This is a genomic window from Methylobacterium sp. (assembly GCF_019745455.1).
Lineage (GTDB): Bacteria > Pseudomonadota > Alphaproteobacteria > Rhizobiales > Beijerinckiaceae > Methylobacterium.
Genome location: NZ_JAIETD010000049.1, coordinates 16,957 through 35,714 on the forward strand (window position 1 = coordinate 16,957; position 18,758 = coordinate 35,714).

19 protein-coding genes and 1 pseudogene are annotated in these 18,758 nt (G+C 66.9%); 11 read left to right on the forward strand and 9 right to left on the reverse strand.

Features of this window, described 5'->3' with window-relative positions:
* Positions 1–95: 95 nt before the first annotated feature.
* Positions 96–692, reverse strand: coding sequence for a TIGR00730 family Rossman fold protein (locus K2Y56_RS11785; protein WP_292507578.1), 597 nt, complete (start codon positions 690–692; stop codon positions 96–98).
* A 243-nt stretch (positions 693–935) separates the two neighbouring features.
* Here K2Y56_RS11785 and K2Y56_RS11790 point away from each other — a divergent pair, with 243 nt between their 5' ends.
* The 4 genes and pseudogenes from K2Y56_RS11790 (at position 936) to K2Y56_RS11805 (ending at position 6,218) form a co-directional block, all read left to right on the forward strand.
* Positions 936–2,504: a LysM peptidoglycan-binding domain-containing protein gene (locus tag K2Y56_RS11790; RefSeq protein WP_292507579.1), complete on the forward strand. Its 1,569-nt coding sequence runs from the start codon at positions 936–938 to the stop codon at positions 2,502–2,504.
* A gap of 102 nt (positions 2,505–2,606) precedes the next feature.
* Positions 2,607–4,551, forward strand: a pseudogene (locus K2Y56_RS11795) (ABC transporter ATP-binding protein/permease).
* Positions 4,552–4,675: 124 nt separating this feature from the next.
* Positions 4,676–5,386, forward strand: coding sequence for a phosphatidylserine decarboxylase (locus K2Y56_RS11800; RefSeq protein ID WP_292507580.1), 711 nt, complete (start codon positions 4,676–4,678; stop codon positions 5,384–5,386).
* A 10-nt stretch (positions 5,387–5,396) separates the two neighbouring features.
* On the forward strand, positions 5,397–6,218 hold the full coding sequence (locus tag K2Y56_RS11805; protein ID WP_292507581.1) for a phosphatidylcholine/phosphatidylserine synthase: 822 nt from the start codon (positions 5,397–5,399) through the stop codon (positions 6,216–6,218).
* 7 nt (positions 6,219–6,225) lie between these two features.
* On the opposite strand, the gene tam is transcribed toward K2Y56_RS11805, so the two are convergent.
* Positions 6,226–7,002 carry a trans-aconitate 2-methyltransferase gene (gene tam, locus K2Y56_RS11810; protein WP_292507582.1) on the reverse strand — a complete coding sequence of 259 codons (777 nt, stop codon included), beginning with the start codon at positions 7,000–7,002 and terminating at the stop codon, positions 6,226–6,228.
* A 135-nt stretch (positions 7,003–7,137) separates the two neighbouring features.
* Here tam and mscL point away from each other — a divergent pair, with 135 nt between their 5' ends.
* On the forward strand, positions 7,138–7,566 hold the full coding sequence (mscL, locus tag K2Y56_RS11815) for a large conductance mechanosensitive channel protein MscL (protein WP_292507623.1): 429 nt from the start codon (positions 7,138–7,140) through the stop codon (positions 7,564–7,566).
* A gap of 66 nt (positions 7,567–7,632) precedes the next feature.
* Here mscL and K2Y56_RS11820 read toward each other — a convergent pair whose 3' ends face one another.
* From K2Y56_RS11820 to fabA, 4 genes are all read right to left on the reverse strand, one after another.
* The gene (locus tag K2Y56_RS11820; protein ID WP_292507624.1) at positions 7,633–7,923 is read right to left on the reverse strand and encodes a hypothetical protein; all 291 of its coding nucleotides are present in this window, start codon (positions 7,921–7,923) and stop codon (positions 7,633–7,635) included.
* 197 nt (positions 7,924–8,120) lie between these two features.
* Positions 8,121–8,531, reverse strand: coding sequence for a DUF1236 domain-containing protein (locus K2Y56_RS11825; RefSeq protein ID WP_292507583.1), 411 nt, complete (start codon positions 8,529–8,531; stop codon positions 8,121–8,123).
* 239 nt (positions 8,532–8,770) lie between these two features.
* On the reverse strand, positions 8,771–9,997 hold the full coding sequence (gene fabB / locus K2Y56_RS11830) for a beta-ketoacyl-ACP synthase I (RefSeq protein ID WP_292507584.1): 1,227 nt from the start codon (positions 9,995–9,997) through the stop codon (positions 8,771–8,773).
* Between the two features lie 121 nt (positions 9,998–10,118).
* Positions 10,119–10,667, reverse strand: coding sequence for a 3-hydroxyacyl-[acyl-carrier-protein] dehydratase FabA (gene fabA / locus K2Y56_RS11835; RefSeq protein ID WP_292507585.1), 549 nt, complete (start codon positions 10,665–10,667; stop codon positions 10,119–10,121).
* A 188-nt stretch (positions 10,668–10,855) separates the two neighbouring features.
* Between fabA and irr the strand changes: the two genes are divergently transcribed.
* Positions 10,856–11,371 carry a Fur family transcriptional regulator Irr gene (gene irr, locus K2Y56_RS11840; protein ID WP_292507586.1) on the forward strand — a complete coding sequence of 172 codons (516 nt, stop codon included), beginning with the start codon at positions 10,856–10,858 and terminating at the stop codon, positions 11,369–11,371.
* Between the two features lie 78 nt (positions 11,372–11,449).
* On the opposite strand, the gene K2Y56_RS11845 is transcribed toward irr, so the two are convergent.
* On the reverse strand, positions 11,450–12,031 hold the full coding sequence (locus K2Y56_RS11845) for an SH3 domain-containing protein (protein WP_292507587.1): 582 nt from the start codon (positions 12,029–12,031) through the stop codon (positions 11,450–11,452).
* Positions 12,032–12,297: 266 nt separating this feature from the next.
* Between K2Y56_RS11845 and K2Y56_RS11850 the strand changes: the two genes are divergently transcribed.
* The 4 genes from K2Y56_RS11850 to nhaA all read left to right on the forward strand — a co-directional run bounded on the left by K2Y56_RS11850 (position 12,298) and on the right by nhaA (position 16,905).
* Positions 12,298–13,302: a D-glycerate dehydrogenase gene (locus tag K2Y56_RS11850; protein WP_292507588.1), complete on the forward strand. Its 1,005-nt coding sequence runs from the start codon at positions 12,298–12,300 to the stop codon at positions 13,300–13,302.
* Between the two features lie 247 nt (positions 13,303–13,549).
* Positions 13,550–14,158: a MarR family winged helix-turn-helix transcriptional regulator gene (locus K2Y56_RS11855; RefSeq protein ID WP_292507589.1), complete on the forward strand. Its 609-nt coding sequence runs from the start codon at positions 13,550–13,552 to the stop codon at positions 14,156–14,158.
* Positions 14,159–14,650: 492 nt separating this feature from the next.
* Positions 14,651–15,352: a TerC family protein gene (locus K2Y56_RS11860; RefSeq protein ID WP_292507590.1), complete on the forward strand. Its 702-nt coding sequence runs from the start codon at positions 14,651–14,653 to the stop codon at positions 15,350–15,352.
* 374 nt (positions 15,353–15,726) lie between these two features.
* Complete coding sequence (gene nhaA, locus K2Y56_RS11865; protein ID WP_292507591.1) at positions 15,727–16,905, forward strand: Na+/H+ antiporter NhaA; 1,179 nt, start codon at positions 15,727–15,729, stop codon at positions 16,903–16,905.
* Positions 16,906–16,980: 75 nt separating this feature from the next.
* On the opposite strand, the gene K2Y56_RS11870 is transcribed toward nhaA, so the two are convergent.
* Positions 16,981–17,226, reverse strand: coding sequence for a hypothetical protein (locus K2Y56_RS11870; RefSeq protein WP_292507592.1), 246 nt, complete (start codon positions 17,224–17,226; stop codon positions 16,981–16,983).
* A 378-nt stretch (positions 17,227–17,604) separates the two neighbouring features.
* Here K2Y56_RS11870 and K2Y56_RS11875 point away from each other — a divergent pair, with 378 nt between their 5' ends.
* A complete protein-coding gene (locus K2Y56_RS11875; RefSeq protein WP_292507625.1) occupies positions 17,605–18,447 on the forward strand; it encodes a DMT family transporter in 843 nt (280 codons plus the stop codon).
* Here K2Y56_RS11875 and K2Y56_RS11880 read toward each other — a convergent pair.
* Positions 18,429–18,695 (reverse strand): hypothetical protein, encoded by a 267-nt coding sequence (locus tag K2Y56_RS11880; RefSeq protein WP_292507593.1) that lies wholly within the window; start codon positions 18,693–18,695, stop codon positions 18,429–18,431. The two genes, K2Y56_RS11875 and K2Y56_RS11880, sit on opposite strands and share 19 nt — an antisense overlap.
* Positions 18,696–18,758: the final 63 nt, after the last annotated feature.

Below are 18,758 nucleotides of genomic sequence, written 5' to 3' on the forward strand. Positions count from 1 at the left end.
ATCATCGTCGCCGATGCGGCACCGCTCATCCGCCTCGCGGCCGCCGGCATCCTCGACACCCTGCGCGGCTTGAACCGTTGGATCTTGCTGGTCGATCAGAACCGGCGCGCGACGTTCGCTTCCGCCTCGGGCTCCGGTTCCACCCCGGAATCCCGCAGCATCGCCACCGCCCCGGCCGGGTCCTCGGCGACGAGGTAGTTGAGTTCCAGCCCGTCGCGGATGAAGCCCTGGTCGCGCATGTGATCGAGGAGGATGAGGAGCGGCCTCCAGAAATCCGCCACCGAGACCAGAACGATCGGCTTCTTGTGGCGGCCGAGCTGGGCCCAGGTCATCTGCTCGACGAGTTCCTCCAGGGTGCCGATGCCGCCGGGCAAGGCAATGAACGCATCCGAGCGCTCGAACATCAACCGCTTGCGGGTGTGCATGTCGGAGACCACGATGGTCTCCTGGATCTCGTCGAGCATGCGCTCGCGGGATTTGAGGAAGTCCGGGATGATACCGACCACGTGGCCGCCATGTTCGAGCACGGCGCGGGCCACAGTCCCCATCAGGCCGACATTGCCGCCGCCATAGACGAGGCCGATCCCGGCCTCGGCAAGGGCTCGCCCGAGTGCCTCCGCCGCTTCCGTGAAGGCCGGATCCGCGCCGAAGCCCGAGCCGCAATAGACGCAGACCGTCTTGATCACCGCCATGCGCCCGCTCCGACCTGCCTGAACGCCGATTGCCCCACGCCTGGATCAGGCGTCGGACCGAAGTGCGCGTCCAAGGGCCAGAATACCGAGTTCGCGGCAGAGCGAGGGCGATAATCCCCCAGATGGTTTGGTGTTCCGGTCATGTTCGCTATTATGTCACCAACGTTCGACGGTTTGTCGACACTCGTCCTTAGACTTTGGCGGACCCTCCGCCACGATGTCGCGCGTTCGGAGTGAAGCCCCATGACGGCGGAGTTACGGCGGAGCCTCGTCCTCGCCGGTGTGGGGTTGATGGCCGGGTTCGGGCTCGTCCTCGCATTGTTCGGGGGTGGCGAGTTAGTGAAGCGGCAGTTCACGGCTGGTGGAAGCCCTGCTCCGGTCGCTGCGATTCCGGAGAGCCCCACCGGCAAGCCCGATGCCGCAGGCATCAAAGCCGGCGAGGAAGCCGCCCGGGAGACAACCGGCAAGGAGGCGCCGGGAAAGCCCGACCTCGCCGGGGAGCAGATCCCGGCGCCGGCCTCGCCGGCGGCGAATGCCGCGAAAACTCCGATTCCGCCCGTTCCCTCGTCCGAGGACGCGAAGGCGCCGACCTTCGACATCATTCGCGTCGAGCCGAACGGCGAGACCGTCATCGCCGGGCGCGGTGCGCCCAATACCACCGTCGAGATGTTGCGCGACGGCGAGCCGATTGCCCGTGCGCTGATCGACCCGTCCGGCCAGTTCGCCATCGTGCCGCCTGCGCTGCCATCGGGAAACAGTGAGATCACCCTGCGCATCACCGCGTCCGACGGGCAGGTCCGCCGCTCGAAGGAGAGCGTCGCCATCGTGGTGTCACGCAACCGCGATGCCAAGCCGCTGATCGCCATGAGCGCTCCCGACAAGCCGACGGTGGTGCTCTCGCAGCCCGAGCCGGCGGCAGCTGCTCCGGTCAAGGAGGCGACGGCGGCTCCCAAACCCGGCGCACCCGCGGTGCCGGCGGAGCGCCCGAAGGTGCAGGCCAACCCCAAGCCGCCTGGCGCAGCGGAGGGGAACCGGGCGGCGGCGCCCCCCGTCAAGGTCGTCAGCGTCGACGCCGAGGAGGGCGGTCGCCTCTACGTGACCGGACAGGCCACGCCCGGCGCCACCGTGCGGCTCTATCTCAACGATACCCTCGTCGCCCCCGGCAGCGCCGGTGCGGACGGTCGGCTCGCCTTCGCCATCGGCAAGGGCGTGACGCCGGGCGAATACCGGGTGCGGATCGACGAGGTCGATCCAGTCTCTGGCAAGGTCAAGACCCGCTCGGAGGTCGCCTTCGCGGTGCCGCCGCTCGCGGCCAAGGCGCCGAGCCCGGTTGCGGCTCTCCCCGCAAGGGATAGGGCGGCCCGAACCGTTGAACCGAACCCATTGTCCGACATGCCCGCCGTCGCCGGGGAGCCGGCTCAGGCTCCCCCATCCGTTCCGTCAAGTCGTGAGGCGGGGCCCGCGACCGGGACGCCGGGCCCGGACACCGCGACACCTTCCGTATCGCCGCTCAACGAGGAGCGTCAGGCGGCGGTGACGCCGATAGAGCCTCGGCCCGGAAACACGCCCTCCGCCAGGTCCGCACCTGCGGAAGCACCCGCCAGCACGGTGTTCATCCCCGAGATCGGAACGGCGAAGATCATCCGCGGCGACAGCCTCTGGCAGATCAGCCGGCGCATCTATGGCCGAGGCACCCGTTACACCGTGATCTTCGACGCGAACCAGGGCCAGATCCGTAATCCCGACCTGATCTATCCGGGCCAGATCTTCGTCGTGCCGGGCGAGGGCAAGGCGGCGGAGAAGCGGGGCTAGAGGCGACCTGCCATCTCGCTCCGGGTTTTGCCGGCCGTGCGTTTGGTGTCGCTCGCGCGCCGGCCTATATGCACCGGAAACCCGCCCCCGAGAGCCCCCTCCATGACCACCGAACCCGCGCCAGCGGCGAGCGGCGGCGACGCGCCGCCCGCGCGTCCCGGCCTTCTGACCACCTATCGCCGCCTCTGGCCCTATCTCTGGCCCCATGGCCGGCCGGACCTGCAGCGACGCGTCTTCCTCGCCTTCGGTCTCCTGATGGTCGCCAAGGTCGTGACCATGGTGACGCCCTTCACCTTCAAATGGGCGACCGATGCCATCGTCGCCCTGACGGGTGCCCAGAACGGATCGGCCCCAGCCGAGGTCCCGACCGGGATCTTCGCCCTGCCGATGCTGATGATCGGCCTCTACGGCCTCTCGCGCATCCTCATGGCGGGCCTGACCCAAGTGCGCGACGGATTGTTCGCCAAGGTCGCGATGCATGCGGTGCGCCGTCTCGCGCTCCAGACCTTCGAGCACATGCACCGCCTCTCCTTGCGCTTCCACCTCGAGCGCAAGACCGGCGGTCTCACCCGCGTGCTCGAGCGCGGACGCGGCGGCATCGAAGAGCTCTCGCGCCTGATGGTGCTCACCCTGGTGCCGACCATCGTCGAGTTCCTCCTCGTCATCGGCGTCCTCGCCTACGAGTTCGACTGGCTCTACTCGGTGGTCGTGTTCGTGATGGTGGCGGCCTATCTCGCCTTCACCTGGAAGGCGACGCAGTGGCGCATCGAGATCCGCCGCCGCATGAACAACTCGGATACCGACGCCAACACTAAGGCGGTGGATTCGCTCCTCAACTTCGAGACGGTGAAGTATTTCGGCGCCGAGCGCCGCGAGGCCGAGCGCTACGACGCCTCCATGGCGAAGTACGAGAAGGCCTCGACGCAGACCTACGTGTCGCTCGCCGTTCTCAATGCCGGGCAGGCTGTGATCTTCACGATCGGCATGACGATCGTGATGTGGCTCGCCGCACGCGACATCCTCGCCGGGCGCACGACGCTCGGCGGATTCGTGCTCGTCAACACCATGTTGATCCAGCTCTCGATGCCGCTCAACTTCATGGGCATGATCTACCGCGAGATCAAACAGGCGCTCATCGACATCGACGACATGTTCCAGATCCTGCACCGCAACCCGGAGATCGCCGACCGGCAGGGGGCGACGCCACTTCGGATCACCCAGGGCGTGGTCCGTTTCGAGGACGTGCATTTCGCCTACAATCCCGAACGCCCGATCCTGCGCGGCGTCAGCTTCGAGGTGCCGGCGGGGCGGACCGTCGCCATCGTCGGGCCTTCCGGGGCGGGCAAGTCGACGCTGTCACGCCTGCTTTTCCGGTTCTACGAGCCGCAGGGCGGCCGCATTCTCATCGACGGGCAGGACATCGCGGGGGTTCAGCAGGCGAGCCTGCGGGCAGCGATCGGCATGGTCCCGCAGGGACACGGTGCTGTTCAACGACACGATCGGCTACAACATCCGCTACGGCCAGTGGGACGCCACGCCCGACGAGGTGCGCGAGGCCGCCTCCCTCGCCCAGATCGACCGCTTCGTCTCGGGGCTGCCGGAGGGCTACGATACGCCGGTGGGCGAGCGCGGGCTCAAGCTCTCGGGCGGCGAGAAGCAGCGCGTCGCCATCGCCCGCACCATCCTGAAAGGCCCGCCGATCCTCGTCCTCGACGAGGCGACGTCCGCCCTCGACTCGTTCACCGAGCGCGAGATCCAGGACGCGCTCGACATGGTCTCGAAGGGCCGCACCACCCTCGTGATCGCGCACCGGCTCTCGACGGTGATCAACGCCGACGAGATCATCGTGCTCGACCAGGGCGTGATCGTCGAGCGCGGCAGCCATGACAGGTTGCTCGACGAGGGCGGCGTCTACGCCTCGATGTGGAACCGCCAGCGCGAGGCCGACGCGGCGATGGAGATCCTGAAGCGGGCGGAGGCCAAGGCCGTGCCGGCTCCCGTTCGAAGCGACCGGATCGCCGTACCGGAAGCGGTTCCCGCCGAGTGAGGGGTGCGGCGATGGGTGACGCCCCCGAAACCGTATGACGCCGCGCGCCCGTTGCCTTATAGCGGCGCCACGCTTAGGGGCCGTCGTGAAGGGCTGCCGTCCAACCAGAAGTCGATAAAGACCCATGACCGATCTCTTCGAGTCGATTCGCCGTGTGCTCGTGCCGATCCACAAGGAGGGCTATCCCTTCATCCTGATCGGCATCGTGCTGACGGTGATCGGCGGCTACTTCGCGCAGTCCCTCGGCTGGATCTTCCTGATCCTGACCCTGTGGGTCTGCTACTTTTTCCGCGATCCCGAGCGGATCACCCCGGTGGCCGACGGCCTCGTGGTGTCGCCGGCGGACGGGCGGGTGAACCTCATCGTCACGACGCTGCCGCCGCCCGAGCTCGACCTGCCGCAGGTCCCGATGACACGGGTCTCGGTGTTCATGAACGTGTTCGACTGCCACGTGAACCGGGTGCCGGTGACGGGACTGATCGGGCAGATCCACTATACGCCGGGCCTGTTCCTCAACGCCGAGCTCGACAAGGCGAGCGAGGACAACGAGCGCAACGGCCTCGTCATCGAGACCACTCATCGCGGCGCCGCGTTGCGCATCGGCGTCGTCCAGATCGCCGGCCTCGTGGCGCGCCGCATCGTCGGCTTCGTCAATGCCGGCGACCGCCTGAGCGTCGGCGAGCGTTTCGGGCTTATCCGGTTCGGATCGCGCGTCGACGTCTACCTTCCCGAGGGAACCCGCGTCCTCGTCGGGCTCGGCCAGAAGGCGGTGGCCGGCGAGACCGTCCTCGCCGATCTCGGGGGCGGCCCCGAGCGCCAGTTCCGCCGGATCTGAGGAGGGCACCATGGACGACCTGTTCCCACCCTTCGCGCCCGACGCCGACGAGCCCAAGCCCCGGCGGTTCAAGCCGGTGCCGTTCCGGATGATCGCACCTAACATGATCACCCTGATGGCGCTCTGCCTCGGGCTGACCGCGATTAGGCTCGCCTTCGAGGGCAAGTTCGAGCCGGCCGTCATCGCGATCCTGGCGGCGGCCGTGCTCGACGGCATCGACGGCCGTGTCGCGCGCATGCTCAAGGGCACGTCCCGCTTCGGCGCCGAGCTCGACTCCCTGGCCGATTTCGTCAATTTCGGCTGTGCTCCGGCACTGATCCTCTACGGCTTCTCGCTGTTCCACCTGCGCTCGGTCGGCTGGATCGTGGCCTTGATCTTCGCCATCGCGATGGCGCTGAGGCTGGCGCGGTTCAACGCCATGCTGGACGACCCGAACCGGCCGGAATGGAAGAAGGACTACTTCGTCGGCGTCCCGGCTCCGGCCGGCGCCATGACGGCGATGCTGCCGCTCTACCTTCATTTCCTCGGCCTCTCGCTCGGGGCTTGGGCGGCCCCGGTCGTGCTCGGCTACGTGCTCTGCATCGCGCTCCTCGTGGTCTCCACGGTGCCCACATTCTCGGGAAAAACCATGGGCAAGCGCGTGCCGCGGGACTGGGTGCTGCCGATCTTCCTCGTGGTGGTGGCGGCTTTTGGCCTCTTCATCAGCTTCCCGTTCGAGGCGATGGTCGCCCTCAGTACCGGCTATCTCCTGACCCTGCCCATCGGGGCGATCCAGTACCGCCGTCGCCTCAAGCAGGAGTCGGCCGAACCCACTCCCAGTCCGGCCGTCTGAATCCGGATCAGGGCCTGCGCCGCGCCACCAGGAACAGGCGCGGGAAGGAAAGCAGCACTCGCCCGTCCGATCGCGTCGGATAGGCCCGGGCGATCTCTCCCTCGTAGGCAGCGAGGAACCCCGCCCGCGCCTCGGCGTCGAGGGGAGCGAGGAACGGCAGCAGGCCGGTCGCCTTGAGCCAAGCGACAATGGCGCGGGCATCGGCGAGGGGATGCCGATAGATCGTGGTCCAGGCATCGACCTCGCCGCCGGCTGCGCAGAGCCAGTCGTAGTAGATCTCGGGCGCGGCGATGCGAGTTCGGACGGCCGCAGCATCGTCGATCCTTCTGGCCCATGGCCCAGCGGCGGCGACCGAGCGCATGAGCCGGTGCGAGGGTTCGTCGAGGTTGTCGGGCATCTGCACCGCGAGGCAACCGCCAGGCGCCAGGAAGTTCATCAGGCGAGTGAGCAGGTGCTCGTGTGCCGGAAGCCATTGCAGGACGGCGTTGGCGAAGATGAGATCCGGCGCCGCATCCGGCTTCCAGGTCGCGATGTCGACCTCGACGAAGGCCGCGGAGGGGACCGCCTCGCGGGCCTGGGCCAGCATGTCGGACGACGAATCGATTCCGACGATTTCGGCGTCGGGATAACGGGCCCGCAGGAGCGCGGTGCTGTTGCCGGGACCGCAGCCGAGATCGACCACTCGCCTCGCGTCGTCCAGGGGAACCCGTGTGAGCAGGTCCGCTGCCGGGCGGGTGCGCTCGCCCGCGAAATGCAGATAGGCAGCCGCATCCCATGCCATCATCGCGATGCTCCGTGACGCCGGGAACGCGCCGTCCCTCCGTGGACAAGCGAATAAAAAGGCTTGGCACGCAAGGCTTGCTGTTCCACGCCGGTAGAGCGAGTGCGCCGGTTCGGCGCCACTCCTGGGGAGCCGGCCATGATAGAGGAATTCAAAAAGTTCGCGCTGCGCGGCAACGTGGTCGACCTCGCGGTCGGCGTCATCATCGGCGCAGCCTTCGGCGCCATCGTCACGTCAGCGGTGCAGGACGTCTTCATGCCGATCATCGGCGCGGTGACGGGCGGCCTCGATTTCTCGAACTATTACATCTCGCTTTCGTCGAGCGTTCAGCAGGGCGCCGCCTATGTGGATGCGAAGAAGCAAGGGGCGGTGATCGGCTACGGACAGTTCATTACGGTGGCAATCAACTTCATGATCGTTGCCTTCGTCTTGTTCCTCGTCATTCGCGCGATGAACAGGCTTCAAGTGAAGGAAGAGGCCAAGCCCCCCACTGTTGCCGAAGTGCCCGCAGACGTGAAGCTGCTGGGCGAAATCCGCGACATTCTCGCGATGCGGCCGAAGATGTAGCGCGGCTCGTGATCCGGCCCGGGCCGAAAGGCGAAACGTGGTGATCTCGTCGATGCCGTACCAGGATCAGTGCTGGGGCGTGGTCCGAGTTTGTGGACCGGCAAGATCGCCGAGAATGTCGTCGAGTGCTTGCGCCACCGCGTCGGTCCCCTCCTCATGGGTCTTCAGGCGAACCTCGAGACGCTCGATCTGAGGTTCGAACACCTCGGGTACAACCGGCTCGCCGAGATAGTTCGGGACACCATCATCTGCCGTGAATACCGCGCGCAGCTGCTGTCCGAGGTGGTCTCGCACGGGCTCTGGCAGAGTCGCCGAAGCACCCTCTGTCGGCTCGTCTGATGTGGCGGGGCCAGCGATGAAGTCGTTCGAGTCGTCAATCACGGGTCGGGTCTCCCCTCGTCAACGTATCATAACACTCGCGACTTCAAGTCGTTGCAGTCCGCGCCGGCAACGAAGATCGTTTTTCTCGGGTATCAAGAACAATAAAAAAGTGCCCCCGGCGAATGCTCGCCGGGGGCACTTGCAGAACCTCTGCCCTCAAGAGGGCATCAAAATTAGTCGATCACTTCGACGATTCGCGAGCTGCGGTCGACGAGGACCGGCCGATCATTGATGACCGTGTAGCGGGTGCCGCGGGCGCCGTACTCGGCAGGAACGTCGTAGTAGGTCACGCCGGAGCTCGGCAGCACGGTACCGACTCGGACATCGCCGCTGTAATCAAACGAGCTGCGACGCTCGCGGGCGACGTACTGGCGGAAGCGGGGACGGTCGTCGACTCCGAGAATGCCGCCTACCGTTCCGGTAGCGGCGCCGACGGCCCCGCCGACGATCGCGCCCACAGGCCCAGCCGCATCCGCACCTTCCTGGGCGCCACGCTCGGCGCCGCGGACGAGACCTTGGGCCTGGGCGGCGAGGGGAAGGCTGAGGGCGATCGCCGAGGCCGCGAGAAGGGTCTTGATGTTCATGGATGGAATCTCCCGATCCGTTGATCCGCCTAACCCATGAGGCCTGGCGGGGTCTGACGCATCAACGTCCGACCCACGAAAAGGGATGCCAAAAAATAAAATTGCTACGTCAGCTTCCTACGGAGCGGTAACGTAGCAAACTTTTCCACCCAGAAACGGGAATGGCAGCAAAATTCACCCCCGAATGACCGAGCACTCATCAGCGCTATCGCGCGGCTGCCACCTCATCGACCCGGCTCTCATGCATCAACGTGCTTGAGCACCAAGGTCGCATTGGTCCCGCCAAATCCGAAGGAGTTCGACAGGACGTGGCCGAGCTTGGCTCCATCCCGTCTCTGACGCAGGATCGGCATGTCGGCGAAGACCGGATCGAGATCGTCGATATGGGCGCTTTCGCAGATGAAGCCGTTTTGCATCATCAGGAGGGAGTAGATTGCCTCCTGCACGCCGGTAGCGCCGAGGGAATGGCCGGTCAGCGACTTTGTCGCCGAGATCGGCGGACAATCGTCGCCGCGGCCGAACACCTCGCGGATGGCCTCGATTTCCTTCTCGTCGCCGACCGGTGTCGCCGTGGCATGCGGGTTGATGTAGTCGATCTTCGCGCCCTTCAGGCCCGAGATCGCCTGGCGCATGCACCGGACCGCGCCTTCGCCGGACGGGGCGACCATGTCGTGTCCGTCCGAGGTAGCGCCGTATCCGGCGATCTCGCCATAAATCTTCGCGCCGCGGGCCCTGGCGTGCTCCAGTTCTTCGAGCACCAGCACGCCGGCGCCGCCCGCGATGACGAAGCCGTCACGGTTGGCGTCGTAGGCGCGGGACGCCCGGGCCGGCGTAGCGTTGTACTTCGAGGACATCGCGCCCATGGCGTCGAAAAGGACCGAGAGTGTCCAGTCGAGATCCTCGCAGCCGCCGGCGAAGATGATGTCCTGGCGGCCGGCCTGGATGATCTCGGCGGCGTTGCCGATGCAGTGATTCGAAGTCGCACAGGCCGAGGCGATCGAGTAGTTCACGCCCTTGATCTTGAACCAGGTGGCCAGTGTCGCCGAGGCGGTCGAGGACATAGCCTTCGGCACCGCGAAGGGGCCGACGCGTTTGGGGCCCTTCTCGCGAGTGATGGCGGCCGATTCGACGATGACCCGGGTCGAGGGACCGCCCGAGCCCATGATGATGCCGGTCCGGTCGTTCGAGATATCGCTCAGTTCGAGGCCGGAATCCGTGATCGCCTGGTCCATTGCGACGTGGTTCCAGGCCGTGCCACCTCCGTGGAAGCGCATCGCGCGGCGGTCGACGACTGCCTCCGGATCAAGGCTCGGCCGGCCTTCGACCTGGCTGCGGAAGCCGAGCTCGGCATAAGACTCGGCCCGGCCGATACCGGAACGTGCCTCGCGCAGGGAATCGAGGACCTCGTCGGTGTTGTTGCCGATGGATGAGACGATGCCCATCCCGGTAATCACGACACGGCGCATGGGAACGCTTCTCTCCGCCGGTGGTCTCCGGAGAGACGGCCGGATTATTCAGTTAAGGACATTCAGGTAAGGCGTGCCCGCGGCAATCTCAACCGGTCACGGCTTCTGCCAGGGCCAGGCCTTACGCCTGGAACAGGGCGACGCGCAGGTCCTTGGCCTCGTAGATCCGTCGCCCATCGGCCTCGAGCCAGCCGTCGGCAATGCCCAGCACCAGCTTGCCCTGGCGCACGCGCCTGACGTCGATGCCGTAGACCACTTTGGAGACGCTCGGCAGCACCTGGTCGGTGAACTTGACCTCGCCGACGCCGAGGGCCCGGCCGCGCCCAGGCGCACCAAGCCAGCCGAGATGGAAGCCGACGAGCTGCCAGAGCGCGTCGAGGCCGAGGCAGCCCGGCATGACGGGATCGTTCTTGAAGTGGCAGCCGAAAAACCAGAGGTCGGGCCGCACGTCGAACTCGGCGAGGACGTGGCCCTTGCCGTGGAGCCCGCCCTCCGCACCGATCGAGACGATGCGGTCGAACATCAGCATCGGCGGCATCGGGAGCTGCGCGTTCCCGGCCCCGAACAGCTCGCCGCGTCCGCAGGCCAGCAGCTCCTCATAGGAATAGCTGGAGGCGCGCTGAGGCGCGTCGGAGGTCTGCGATGCAGTCTGATCGTGATCGGAAGACATGAAAGCGGGCTGGTCCTCGGCTCTTTGCCGGTGGTGCGAGTGTGGGACGGCGGCAGCCGGCCACGGCGGCGCCTCGTTAGCACAGGCTCCCTGCGCCATCAAAGCGGGCATCGGGTTGCGGCGACCCGGCCGCTCCCGTATAACTTATCGCGCTATTGTCCGTTCAGTCGCGAGCGTTCCGAACCCTCATGTCGAACCTGATGTCGTTGCAGGCCGCGTTGAACGCGCGTGCCACCGTTCCGGCTGGCGAGGCGGCCAACGCTCCCGGTCGTCGCGGTTGCCCGCTTTCCGATCTGCGTGACCGCTTGCGCCGCGCCGGCCTGCGACCGACTCGTCAGCGCCTCTCCCTCGGGTGGCTTCTGTTCGGCCGCGGCGATCGCCATCTGACGGCGGAAATGCTCTACGATGAGGCGATGCGCGCCAAGGTGCCGGTATCGCTGGCCACGGTCTACAACACCCTGCATCAGTTCACCGAGGCTGGCCTCCTGCGCCAACTCGCGCTCGACGGATCGAAGGCGTATTTCGATACCAACCCGAGCGAGCACCACCACTTCTTCCTCGAGGAGGAGGGGCAGGTGCTCGATATGCCCGATTGCGGCATCACCGTCGATTCGCTTCCCGACGCTCCGGAAGGCATGGAGATCGCCGGCGTCGAGGTGATCGTCCGACTGCGGCGTCGCGCCGCCTCGCGCAACAAGGCCTGACGCGTCTTCGGATTGTCGGATGAAGAAGCCCGGTGATCCGGGCCTTTTTCTTCTCCGGGAGGCGAAGGCCGGCCGGTCTCACTCCACCCGCTCGTTAGGGTACACCCCCCAGAGCCGGTCCTGACGGATGTAGCCGTCGACGTCGCCGCCCTTCTGCGGCAGCGCCACGACGACCCGACACCATGAGCCGGTGCAGGATTTGACGCTGCCGATGACGCCGGCCTGGAGCCGCGCCTCTTCCGCAGAGGCGTCGTCGGCCTTGGCACGGAGCGGCACGGCCGCCGCCTTGTCGCCGGTCTTGCCTGCCGTGACGATGGAGGTGCGCCGGCCCGACAGAAGCGAGTGCAGGACCCAGCCTTCGGTGCCTTCCGAGTCCCGGATACGGCGCCAGGTTTCGAATTCCGCGACGATCTCGATCGGCAGCCCGGCGCGCTGGAACACCCAGAGCGTGCGGTGGTCCTTGGAGGGGCCTTCCCTCAGATTGACGCGGTCGGTCTTTAGGCTGGCGTAGCGCGGCAGCGGCAGCTTGGTGACAGGGCCGACGCCCATGGCTGGCTGCCCCGCCGGCACCGATGCTGGCGCAGCCTGTGCGACAGGGCTCGCGAAACTCCAGACGAAGCCTGCCAGGATGACTGCACAATGTAGAGCGGTGGCGCGCATCGTCCCTCTCCTGTTCCGGTGCGCGTGTGTCGCCCCGCCCGAAGCTCCGCTTCGGCATCCGGGGCACTCTGGCGCGCATTGTGTTCGAGCCTCGCTCTGTTAGAGAAGGCCACGGCCGGCCGGATCGTATGCAGCGCGGCGCAGGTCCGCGCGGCCACCGGGCCGTCGTGACTTGTTCTGCCGCCGCGTGGTTAACAGAGCGTGAGGGCCGTCGTCACCACCGGCCGGGTGATGGACGCCGGACCTGAAGCCCGCAGGGAGGAAGCATGCCGTCGTTGAAGCGCAAGCCGCTCGTGGTGGTCACGCGGCGCCTGCCGGACGCCGTGGAGGCGCGCATGCGCGAGCTCTTCGATTGCCGCCTCAACCCCGACGACACGCCCCTCGGCCAGGATGCCCTTGCCGCCGCCATGCGCGAGGCCGACGTGCTGGTCCCCACCGTCACGGACGAGATCGATACCGGTCTCCTCGCCCAGGCCGGGCCGAACCTGCGGCTGATCGCCAATTTCGGAAACGGCGTCGACCATATCGACGTCGGTGTCGCGCTGGAACGCGGCATCACCGTCACCAACACTCCGGGCGTCCTTACCGAGGACACCGCCGACATGACCATGGCGCTGATCCTTGCCGTCGCCCGCCGGGTGACCGAGGGCGCCCGCATCATTCCCGACGACGCCTGGGACGCCGGCTGGTCGCCGACCTGGATGCTCGGCCGCCGGATTACGGGCAAGCGGCTCGGCATCGTCGGGATGGGACGGATCGGCCAGGCGCTCGCCCGCCGCGCCAAGGCCTTCGGCCTGCAGATTCACTACCATAACCGCCGCCGCGTGCCCTCGGCGATCGAGCGCGATCTCGACGCGACCTACTGGGAGTCCCTCGACCAGATGCTGGCCCGGGTCGACATCGTCTCGGTCAACTGCCCCCACACGCCGGCCACCTACCACCTGCTCTCGGCCCGCCGCCTCAAGCTCATGAAGCCCGAGGCGATCGTGGTGAACACCGCGCGCGGTGAGATCATCGACGAGACGGCGCTCGCACGCCTCATCGAGTCCGGCGACATCTCGGCGGCGGGGCTCGACGTGTTCGAGCAGGAGCCTGCGGTGAGCCCGCGTCTCGTCAAGCTCGCCCGCTCCGGCAAGGTCGTGCTGCTGCCGCATATGGGTTCGGCCACGCACGAGAGCCGCACGGATATGGGCGAGAAGGTCATCATCAACATCAAGACATTCATGGACGGCCACCGCCCGCCGGACCGCATCCTCCCGAGCATGCTGTAAAAGCCCACGCGGCCCGGAGAGGTGCCATGAGCGAGACGGCCCTTCGCCAACCCGGACGAGAGCCGGCAAAGCCTTCACATGATGAGCCGGCGCGACATGTCGCCCGATTCCAACCTCTGATGCCGATTTCCGTGGGGATTGAAGTCCTTAACCGCGGCCGGTGTCATCTCAGCTTCATGCGCGAGCGGCACACGCCACCGGTGATGGGCCGCCCCTCCGGAAGGCGGGTCCGAGAGGGAGGCGTGTCATGGCGACGGCTGAGGAGCAATCATCGGTCGAGGCGGCCGGCATGAGCAAGGCCGGAAAGCGTCTGCGGACGCCGGGCTCCAAGAGCGTCGGATGGGCCCTGGTCCAGGCCGCCCGCCTGCACCGGTCTCGGATCGGCGACCGCTTGGCCGCCCTCGACCTCTTTGCCGGCCAGGAACAGGTCGTACAGGCTCTCGCCATGGCCGGAACCATGACCATGGGCGATCTCGCCGCGACCTTGAGGGTTCGCCCACCGACAGCCTCGAAAACGATCTCGCGCCTCGCCGCCCTCGGCTTCGTGGAGCGTCGGGCCGAGGCCGGCGACGGGCGGGTCGTGCGCGTGCGCCTCACCGAGGTCGGCCTCGCCAAGGCCGCGGCGATCGAGCGGATCTGGGACGACGTCGAGGCGGAGCTGCTCGACGGCTTCGACAACAAGGAGCGCCGCCGCCTGCGCAAGCTCCTGCGCCGCGCCGCCGGGAATCTGGCGGAAATCTCCGGGATCGAAGGCCACGAGATCGACCGCGAGGCCGATGCCGAGATCGACGGAGAGGACGAGCCCGACGCTCTCGTGGTGCCTTTGACGGCCGATCAGGGCAAGCGGCCGTTCTGACGGTCAGCCCTCGATAGGGCGCCCGCTCAGGTTCGACGGATGAGGCCGTCCGTGGGTGCGGCTGCTCGCCAGCCTGTCGCGGCCGCATCGAACGCTCGGACCGGATGACGAACCCGTTTCGGAACGCGGCGAGGCCAGTGGGCCGCGCGTGACCACCGGAGGTGCCGTTCCCCGTCCACCTTCAGGCTTTTGTTGATTCACGCCCCGATCGTCCCTTGGCGATCTGCCCGGCCGCCAAGGAGCAGATGCGGCCTGATCCACGCCGGCAGGCCGGAGCAAGGGCGGCGCTCCTCATCCGCTGTCCGAACACGCGGGTCGATGGAAAAGCGCGCACGACCGCAAAAGGTCGTATAGGTTTTCCACCTAGGCATACGTCCGACCAGCGCCATTTCGACACCGGACGCTTCTGCCCGATGGTCCGATCCGATACATCGGTCACTCGAATCGAGGCCCGTACTCCCTCCATCCCGACGAAACGTGAAGAGTTGAATCATGGACTTCTCGAGCAGTCAGTTCTGGCTATCGGTTCTGCAGATCATCTGGATCGACCTCCTGCTGTCTGGCGACAATGCCGTTGTGATCGCGCTCGCCTGCCGTTCGCTGCCGGAGCATCAGCGTCGCATAGGCATCCTTCTCGGTGCCGGCACCGCGGTCGGGCTGCGCATCATCTTCGCCCTGGTCGTCTCCTATCTTCTCGCCGTACCCTTCCTGCGCATCATCGGCGGCGTCCTCCTGCTCTGGATCGCGGTCAAGCTCGTGCAGGGCGAGGATGAAGCGGAGCACAAGATCAGCGAAAGCGACACGCTCTGGAAGGCGGTCGGGACCATCGCGGTGGCGGACGCCGTCATGAGCCTCGACAATGTCGTTGCCATTGCCGCAGCCTCGAAGGGGCACCCGGAGCTCTTCATCTTCGGCCTGCTTCTCTCAATCCCGCTCATCATTGCCGGCGCCTCCCTCATCACGACGCTGATCAAGCGTTTCCCCTTCGTGATTTGGGCCGGCGCGGCGCTTCTGGGCTGGATCTCGGGCGAGATGATCGTGACGGACCCGTTCGTCGCCGAGCGTGTGGCCGCCTATGCCGATACCGCCCACTACGTGGCGGCGGCGGCTGGAGCGATCTTGGTGCTTGGGCTCGGCTTCCTCCTCGCTCGGAGATCTGCCGGCAGGACGACCGCGCCGGAAACCACGGCCTGATCCCTGTCCGGTTGGGGTCAACATCGCGCCGCCGGGGAAACCCGGCGGCAGACCTTCGGGTTTGACCGACCGGTGCTGCGAATCCTGCGGGGTGATACGCATCCTCATCGAAGGTGCTGCCGCCCGGCGGATCTGACGAGCGCGGATTTGGCGGGCTACTCGATCCAACGGATCGATTTTCTCCACCCGCGAATACCCGGGCATCGCTCGCCCGCGATCAGCGAAGCGGTATTTCGCGATCAATGGCTGACGTGTTGAAGACGGATTGCAGGTGAGGATGATCGGTGCGATAGGCCGGCCCGGGTGTGCGATCCGATGATCGGATCGGCAGGTCTCAACGCTGGTCGGGCCGCCAGCGGCGGAGACCTGTGCACGTGTCCCTAGCGTTACGCCCCCGTTCCGCCCTGCGCAGCCTGCTCCACAACGAGGCGAGCGGCGGCCTCGTGCTGATGGCCAGTGCCGCCCTGGCGCTGATCGTGGCCAACTCGCCCCTCGCCCCCGGTTACTTCGCCGTGCTGCAGACCTATGTCGGGGGCCTGAGCATCCTGCATTGGGTCAACGATGCCCTGATGGCGGTGTTCTTCCTGCTCGTGGGGCTGGAGATCAAGCGCGAGGTTCTCGACGGCCGGCTGCGCACCTGGCCCGACCGCATCCTGCCCGGCGTGGCGGCCCTCGGCGGCATGGCAGGGCCCGCCCTCGTCTACGTCGCGGTCAACTGGTCCTCGCCCGATACCTTGCGCGGCTGGGCCATTCCGGCCGCAACCGACATCGCCTTCGCGCTCGGCGTGCTGGCGCTCCTCGGCTCGCGGGTGCCGGTCTCGCTCAAGATCTTTCTGACCGCCCTCGCCATCGTCGACGACCTGGGCGCTGTCCTGATCATCGCCGCCTTCTACACGGCCGAGGTCTCCCTCGGCATGCTGGGCGGCGCGGCACTCGTCATGGCCTTGCTGATCGGCCTGAACCGGGCCGGCGTGACGAGTCTGCCGGTCTACCTCGCGCTGGGCGTGGTTCTGTGGTTCTTCGTTCTGAAGTCGGGCGTGCATGCCACAGTCGCGGGCGTGCTGCTCGCCATGACCATTCCGCTGCGCACGAGCCCCGGCCGCCCGGAGGACGTCACCTCACCCTTGCACAAGCTCGAACATGGGCTGCACCCCTGGTCGGCCTTCCTGGTCCTGCCGATCTTCGGCTTCGCCAATGCGGGCGTGCCACTCTCCGGCGTCACGGGCAAGATGCTGCTCGATCCGGTGACGCTCGGCGTGGCGCTGGGCCTGTTCCTCGGTAAGCAGATCGGCGTGTTCGGCCTCGTGGTGGCGACGGTCAAGCTCGGGTTCGCGCAAAAACCCTCTCACGCCAATTGGGGGCAGATCTACGGGGTGTCGCTGCTCTGCGGCATCGGCTTCACCATGAGCCTGTTCATCGGGCTCCTCGCCTTCGCGGGATCGCCCGAGCTCGAAGCCGAGACCAAGATCGGCGTGCTGGCCGGCACCCTCGTCTGCATGGCGCTCGGCACGGTCGTATTGCTCCTGTCGGGGCGTTCCACGAAGACGGCCTGATTCATCGCCTTGCTTCGCCCATCACCGACGCGGCCCGGGGACGATCGAGCCGCGGGCATCGAGGCGTCAGTCTGCCTACCCAACCTTTTTGGCGATGCCGGAGCCTCTATGTACGGCGTTCTTGGCTAAGCGCCTCTTTCTGGCGCGGCTCATCGTGACCAGGATGCGCGAGGCGGCCCGGTCGAGGAGCATCGTGATCGCGCTGACGAGGATCACCAGCACGCAGATGGCACCGATCGCCACGCCCTCCCAGCCTGGGGCCGGGATGATCATCATGCAGCACAGCCCGAACAATGCGGTGATGGGAACCCAATAGGGCATGATGGACCGATCACGTGATGAGCGGGCCGGACACGGACCCTCCCATCATGAAACCTGAAATTGATGGACAGACACTGAAGAAAATCCGTAGCTCTTGCCCAGGAGCCAAGATTCCGGTTCGATTCGAAATAGAAAAATTGCACAATTCCTTGAGCAGCGACTTGGGAACGCGCGAATACATTATCCTGACGAGGAGCGAACCCGCGCGAATTGCCGTTGTCGGGCATTGCCGGACGCAGGGCCGGCTTGCTTCGCGGGCAGGTGCCGCCTTGACGTTGCCTCGCCTATAGCGGGACCCTCGCAGTTGCAGAGAGGATCGCGGTGACCGGATCGGAAGCATCGGCCCGATCGAACCGGCGCCTCACCGGCATCGCGCTGATGTGCGGCACGCTGGGCTTCTTCGCCTGTCTCGACGCCTCGGCCAAGACCCTGGCGCTTTCGGGCGTCGACCCGCTGCTGACGACCTTCATGCGCTACGCGATCAGTGTCGCGATGGTGTCGGCCTTCGTCAATCCGGTGACGACGCCGGGCGTCCTGCGGACGCGGCGGCCCTGGCTCCAGGTTGTGCGCTCGCTGCTCCTGTTCGGCTCCACGGCGCTAAACTTCCTCGCCTTGCGCCACTTGCAGCTCGTCGAGACCCTGTCGATCCAGTTCACCGCACCGCTCGCGGTCGCGTTGCTCGCCGGGCCGCTGCTCGGCGAATGGTCGTCGCCGCGGCGTCTCGTGGCCATCGCCGTCGGATTCCTCGGTGTGCTCGTCATCGTGCGGCCGGGTGCCGGGACGTTCCAGCCGGCGGTGCTCCTCAGCATCGGCAACATGCTGTGCTACGCGCTGTACATCCTGACGACGCGCAAGCTCGCGGGCATCGATTCCTCGGCCACGACGATGTTCTATTCGGGCCTCGCGGGCCTCGCTGTGATGACGCCGCTGCAGCCCTGGATCTGGACCGCGCCCGCCAGCTTCGGGCTATGGGCGCTCCTGTTCGCCGTCGGCCTGTTCGGCACGATGGGGCATTGGCTCCTGGTACTGGCCCATGCGCGGGCGCCGGCGAACGTGCTGGCGCCCTTCCTCTACACGCAGCTCCTGTGGTCGGTGCTGCTCGGCTACGTCGTGTTCGACGACGTGCCGAACCGATGGACGCTCGCGGGCGCCGCCATCGTGGTCGCCTCGGGCCTCTACCTGCTCGCGCAGGAACGCGAGTCTCAGCGGTGGCGGCGGTGACGATAGTGGCGGCGCGACTTCATGTTGGTGCGGTAGGCGCGCCGGCCCGGATCGATTCCGAGGGCGCCGTTCACCGTTCCGACTGCGCCGCCGACGGCACCGCCGACGATGCCGCCGATCGGACCGGCAACCCGGTCGCCCTCGGCCGCGCCGCGTCGGACGCCGCCAGGCAGGCCCTGTGCCTGGGCGGCCTCGACGAAGGTGAGGGTGGAGAGGGCCAGGCCGAGGCCGAGAAGGATGTGTTTCATCGTGTGTCCTCCGAAAGGTGGCGTCCCGTGTCCGTCTCCGGGCGGAAGGCGGCCACGGGGTAG

Excerpts from the sequence above, each read along its gene's own strand:
- fabA (WP_292507585.1), bottom strand. The coding sequence starts at position 10,667 with ATGTCTTCCGATCACGATCAGACTGCATCGCAGACCTCCGACGCGCCT.
- K2Y56_RS11825 (WP_292507583.1), bottom strand. The coding sequence starts at position 8,531 with ATGAACATCAAGACCCTTCTCGCGGCCTCGGCGATCGCCCTCAGCCTT.
- K2Y56_RS11870 (WP_292507592.1), bottom strand. The coding sequence starts at position 17,226 with ATGCCCTATTGGGTTCCCATCACCGCATTGTTCGGGCTGTGCTGCATG.
- mscL (WP_292507623.1), top strand. The coding sequence starts at position 7,138 with ATGATAGAGGAATTCAAAAAGTTCGCGCTGCGCGGCAACGTGGTCGAC.
- K2Y56_RS11880 (WP_292507593.1), bottom strand. The coding sequence starts at position 18,695 with ATGAAACACATCCTTCTCGGCCTCGGCCTGGCCCTCTCCACCCTCACC.
- K2Y56_RS11875 (WP_292507625.1), top strand. The coding sequence starts at position 17,605 with ATGTGCGGCACGCTGGGCTTCTTCGCCTGTCTCGACGCCTCGGCCAAG.
- K2Y56_RS11805 (WP_292507581.1), top strand. The coding sequence starts at position 5,397 with ATGGACGACCTGTTCCCACCCTTCGCGCCCGACGCCGACGAGCCCAAG.
- K2Y56_RS11850 (WP_292507588.1), top strand. The coding sequence starts at position 12,298 with ATGCCGTCGTTGAAGCGCAAGCCGCTCGTGGTGGTCACGCGGCGCCTG.
- fabB (WP_292507584.1), bottom strand. The coding sequence starts at position 9,997 with ATGCGCCGTGTCGTGATTACCGGGATGGGCATCGTCTCATCCATCGGC.
- K2Y56_RS11855 (WP_292507589.1), top strand. The coding sequence starts at position 13,550 with ATGGCGACGGCTGAGGAGCAATCATCGGTCGAGGCGGCCGGCATGAGC.
- tam (WP_292507582.1), bottom strand. The coding sequence starts at position 7,002 with ATGATGGCATGGGATGCGGCTGCCTATCTGCATTTCGCGGGCGAGCGC.
- K2Y56_RS11785 (WP_292507578.1), bottom strand. The coding sequence starts at position 692 with ATGGCGGTGATCAAGACGGTCTGCGTCTATTGCGGCTCGGGCTTCGGC.
- irr (WP_292507586.1), top strand. The coding sequence starts at position 10,856 with ATGTCGAACCTGATGTCGTTGCAGGCCGCGTTGAACGCGCGTGCCACC.
- K2Y56_RS11860 (WP_292507590.1), top strand. The coding sequence starts at position 14,651 with ATGGACTTCTCGAGCAGTCAGTTCTGGCTATCGGTTCTGCAGATCATC.
- K2Y56_RS11790 (WP_292507579.1), top strand. The coding sequence starts at position 936 with ATGACGGCGGAGTTACGGCGGAGCCTCGTCCTCGCCGGTGTGGGGTTG.
- K2Y56_RS11845 (WP_292507587.1), bottom strand. The coding sequence starts at position 12,031 with ATGCGCGCCACCGCTCTACATTGTGCAGTCATCCTGGCAGGCTTCGTC.
- K2Y56_RS11800 (WP_292507580.1), top strand. The coding sequence starts at position 4,676 with ATGACCGATCTCTTCGAGTCGATTCGCCGTGTGCTCGTGCCGATCCAC.